Here is a 3,530-nt window from a genome sequence, read left to right on the forward strand (position 1 = left end):
AGGATATGAAAAACATCCCCATGTAAAAACATATAGGTAAAGATTTGCCACAGCATAAATTCATGAAAAACTCGTATTGGAATTAATCCCAAAAAACCAATAAGTTGATTTAAGAAAAATAATTGGAGTATGAATATAATTCCATTAACGATAATCAATTTTTTTACTCCAGAAGTCAATCGATAACCAAATCCTGTTTGATAATAATATGGATACATATACCTTACCATCCTTTTGTATTCACTTTATGTATAGCAGTTATTAATCAAAACTTTAAATGGATAGAGCCCAATTTTTCGACCTGTGCGGTTAAATGTAAAATGGATAATGTAAAATGAAAAATGTAAAATGTATAACTGAAAGGTAATGAGTCTTGCGAAGTACTAAAATTTCCCATTTTTCATTTCCTATTTTACATTTTACATTTATTTTTCCTTTGCGTCTCTGCAATGAATTAGTCTAATCGCACAGGTGGCAATTTTTCTAATCTTCTAATCTCTAATTCACTAATTCGCTCATGAATCAATCGGCTCTATGTCAAATTTCGGTTAATCAGTGCTATAAGCGTTCAAGTAGTGTCCGAAAAGGAGAGAGAAAAATGAGGGGTGAAGAGTGAGCAGTAACCAGCTGAGTGTTGACACCAGATGGCTGAACGCTTACAACAATTTATTATCCTTTAACCACACCAAGTGGTCTTAATTTAGCTACTCGTCTGGCGATGCCGGCATTATGAAGGACATTAACTACCTGTGTAACATCCTTATATGCCTCAGGCATTTCTTCGGCTAATGTTTCTCTTCCAGCGGACCGAACCAATATTCCTTTAATTTTTAATTCTTCATCGATTGCCCTGCCGCGAGCCTGGTTTATGGCGGCGGTTCTTGAAAGCACTCTGCCGGCACCATGACAGGCAGTGCCAAATGCCTCTTCCATACCCAGTGCAGTGCCAATTAAAACATAGGAAGCTGTCCCCATATCCCCGGGCACAATCACTGGTTGACCTACACTTTTGTAATCCTCAGGTAAGACAGGATGATTAGCCGGAAATGCCCGTGTTGCACCTTTGCGGTGGACGCAAAGTTTAATCTTTTTGCCAGCAACATTATGTTCCTCAATTTTACCAATATTATGTGCAACATCATAGACTAATTCCATGCCTAATTCGGATAGTTTCATCCCAAATACCTGCTTAAATACTTCTCTGGTCAAGTGCATCAAGCATTGTCTATTTGCCCAGGCGTAATTTGCGGCCGCGGACATTGCTCCAAAATAAGCTTTACCTTCCGGCGAATTAAACGGAGCACATGCCAGTTGCCTATCGGGTAAAAATATCCCATATTTTCTTACTGCGTCACCCATTGAGTGTAAATAATCCTCACAGACCTGGTAACCTAGTCCTCTTGACCCGGAATGAATCATCGTGGTAATTTGTCCTTCTTGTAGTCCAAATACCTTTGCCACTGCCGAGTCATAGATTTTTTCTACTACCTGAACCTCTAAAAAATGATTGCCAGAACCTAATGTGCCCAGTTGTGCCAGCCCTCGTTCCATTGCTTTATGACTAATCCTATCCGGAGCCGCCATTGCCAGACATCCTTCTTCTTCGGTATGAGATAAATCCTCATTTATCCCATATCCTTTTGAAACTGCCCATTTTGACCCATTAATTAAAACATCTACCTCTTCTTTAGGTGAGAGTTTAATCATTCCTTTTGAGCCTAGTCCGGATGGTATGTTATGAAATAAACTATTAATTAATATTGAAAGTTTAGCCTGAATATCTATCAGAGAGAGATTAGTTCGGACCAATCTTACCCCACAATTAATATCCGAGCCAACTCCACCTGGTGAGATAACACCGCCCTGCTCAATATCTGTTGCGGCAACACCGCCAATTGGCAAGCCATAACCCCAATGAATATCAGGCATAGCTAATGAGTATTTAACTATACCTGGCAAACAGGCAACATTTGCCACCTGCACTGGCGTATTATCTTTTTTAATATGACCAATCATCGAGTCATCTGCATATATTAATCCTGGAACCTGCATCTCTCGCCGATAACTTTTCGGGATTCGATAACGATAATCATCAATTTTTTCTAAGGGCCCTTGATAGCCAACTCCTTGTGACATCTTTATGTTTACCTCCTTTTATTTGGTAAATGGTAACTGGTGAATGGTAATTAATTACCCATTAACCGATTACTTAGTTTTAATTTCGTGAAGCCCTATCAAAATAATCTCCTACCATGTTTGCTGATTAGATTTAATATAATTTAACCATCGACCTGTCAATTCTGGCAGGCTTTTAATCTCTGGTGAATAGGCATTTTCTAATGCTTTATTTAATTCCATACCTTCCTTTAAATTCTTGCAGAAGGCGTAAAGTTTTCCTCTTCCATGCACATCTATCAGGTAAGTTACGATACTTAAAGATTCGGTGTACCACAGATGGATAATCTCAATTTTATTTTGTTGTGAGATATCAATCGCGGTAAGTTGGTCAGCCGTGAAATATTTTCCTCCTCTTATCTGGTCAAGTATCTCTTGATAATTATTTATGTATGTTTTGCAAAACTTATTCTCTTCATACACGGCTAATCCCTCGGCAAGCCATTTAGGGAAATTGGGGCTAAATTCCATAAAGTCAGCGAAGATTAAATGAGTTAATTCATGAGGAATAACGGCATCAATTAGGTTTTCGGCATCTTTATGGGAGTAGATTGAGCGGGTTTTAAATTCGCTGTAGCCAGATGACCAGGGGGCTTTATTTGTCGCCTTAAAATAATCCTCCGGGGTATCAAAAACATAAATAATAACCTTATCCTTCACCCAGAATCCAGCCTCACCAAATCCTAAATCTGTTGGTATATCGTAATACCTTTCTACTTTAGCCATAATATCATCCGCTAAAATTGCATCATTGGTATAAATGATAAAGTGGGATGTCTCTCTTTTAATATTTAATTGATATGCGGGTTGTGTAGTAGCAGTACTAAATTCAGAATTTATTTCCGCAGAAGATAATTTGTCAACTGGTAGTTTAGTTCTTCTAAACATTCCTTCTCGTTTCGTAACACTATTAACTGCCCAGCAGGCGACAACGATAATCACGGTTAAAGATAACCAGACATCTAATCCTATCCATCTTTTCCATCCTCTTCCCTCACGATGCCTATGCATAATCATATATCTTTCTTCTTCAGGACTTACATCAGCCTTTTTAGATGATTCCTTTCGAAATACCGCATGGCATAGATTACAAAATAATGCTTCATCTGGATTGTTATAACCACATTTTGGACATTGCATTTCTTTGATTCCTCTTTACACTTCATCATACAACACTTTTAAAGATTTGTCAAGTGGATGACCTATAATTTTTTAAAATCTTAGTAACACTTTAGCCATCTGAAATTTGTGTAAGTAAGGAGAAAGGGAGAAAAAGGAAAATTGGAGAAATATTCTTATTCATCTTTTTCTAATTCTATCCTTCTTACATCAATCTTAGAATCTGCAAAGTTCAC

At 37.6% G+C, this 3,530-nt stretch carries 3 protein-coding genes; all 3 read right to left on the minus strand.

Annotated features, from left to right (window positions below):
* Positions 1–218 (minus strand): hypothetical protein (locus AB1414_17635; protein ID MEW6609238.1); only part of this gene is annotated, 218 nt, incomplete at its 3' end.
* A 451-nt stretch (positions 219–669) separates the two neighbouring features.
* On the minus strand, positions 670–2,136 hold the full coding sequence (locus AB1414_17640; protein MEW6609239.1) for an RtcB family protein: 1,467 nt from the start codon (positions 2,134–2,136) through the stop codon (positions 670–672).
* A 111-nt stretch (positions 2,137–2,247) separates the two neighbouring features.
* On the minus strand, positions 2,248–3,315 hold the full coding sequence (locus AB1414_17645; GenBank protein MEW6609240.1) for a peptidase MA family metallohydrolase: 1,068 nt from the start codon (positions 3,313–3,315) through the stop codon (positions 2,248–2,250).
* Positions 3,316–3,530: the final 215 nt, after the last annotated feature.

The sequence above is a fragment of the bacterium genome (assembly GCA_040755795.1).
GTDB lineage: Bacteria > UBA9089 > CG2-30-40-21 > CG2-30-40-21 > SBAY01 > JBFLXS01.

Excerpts from the sequence above, each read along its gene's own strand:
- AB1414_17640 (MEW6609239.1), bottom strand. The coding sequence starts at position 2,136 with ATGTCACAAGGAGTTGGCTATCAAGGGCCCTTAGAAAAAATTGATGAT.
- AB1414_17645 (MEW6609240.1), bottom strand. The coding sequence starts at position 3,315 with ATGCAATGTCCAAAATGTGGTTATAACAATCCAGATGAAGCATTATTT.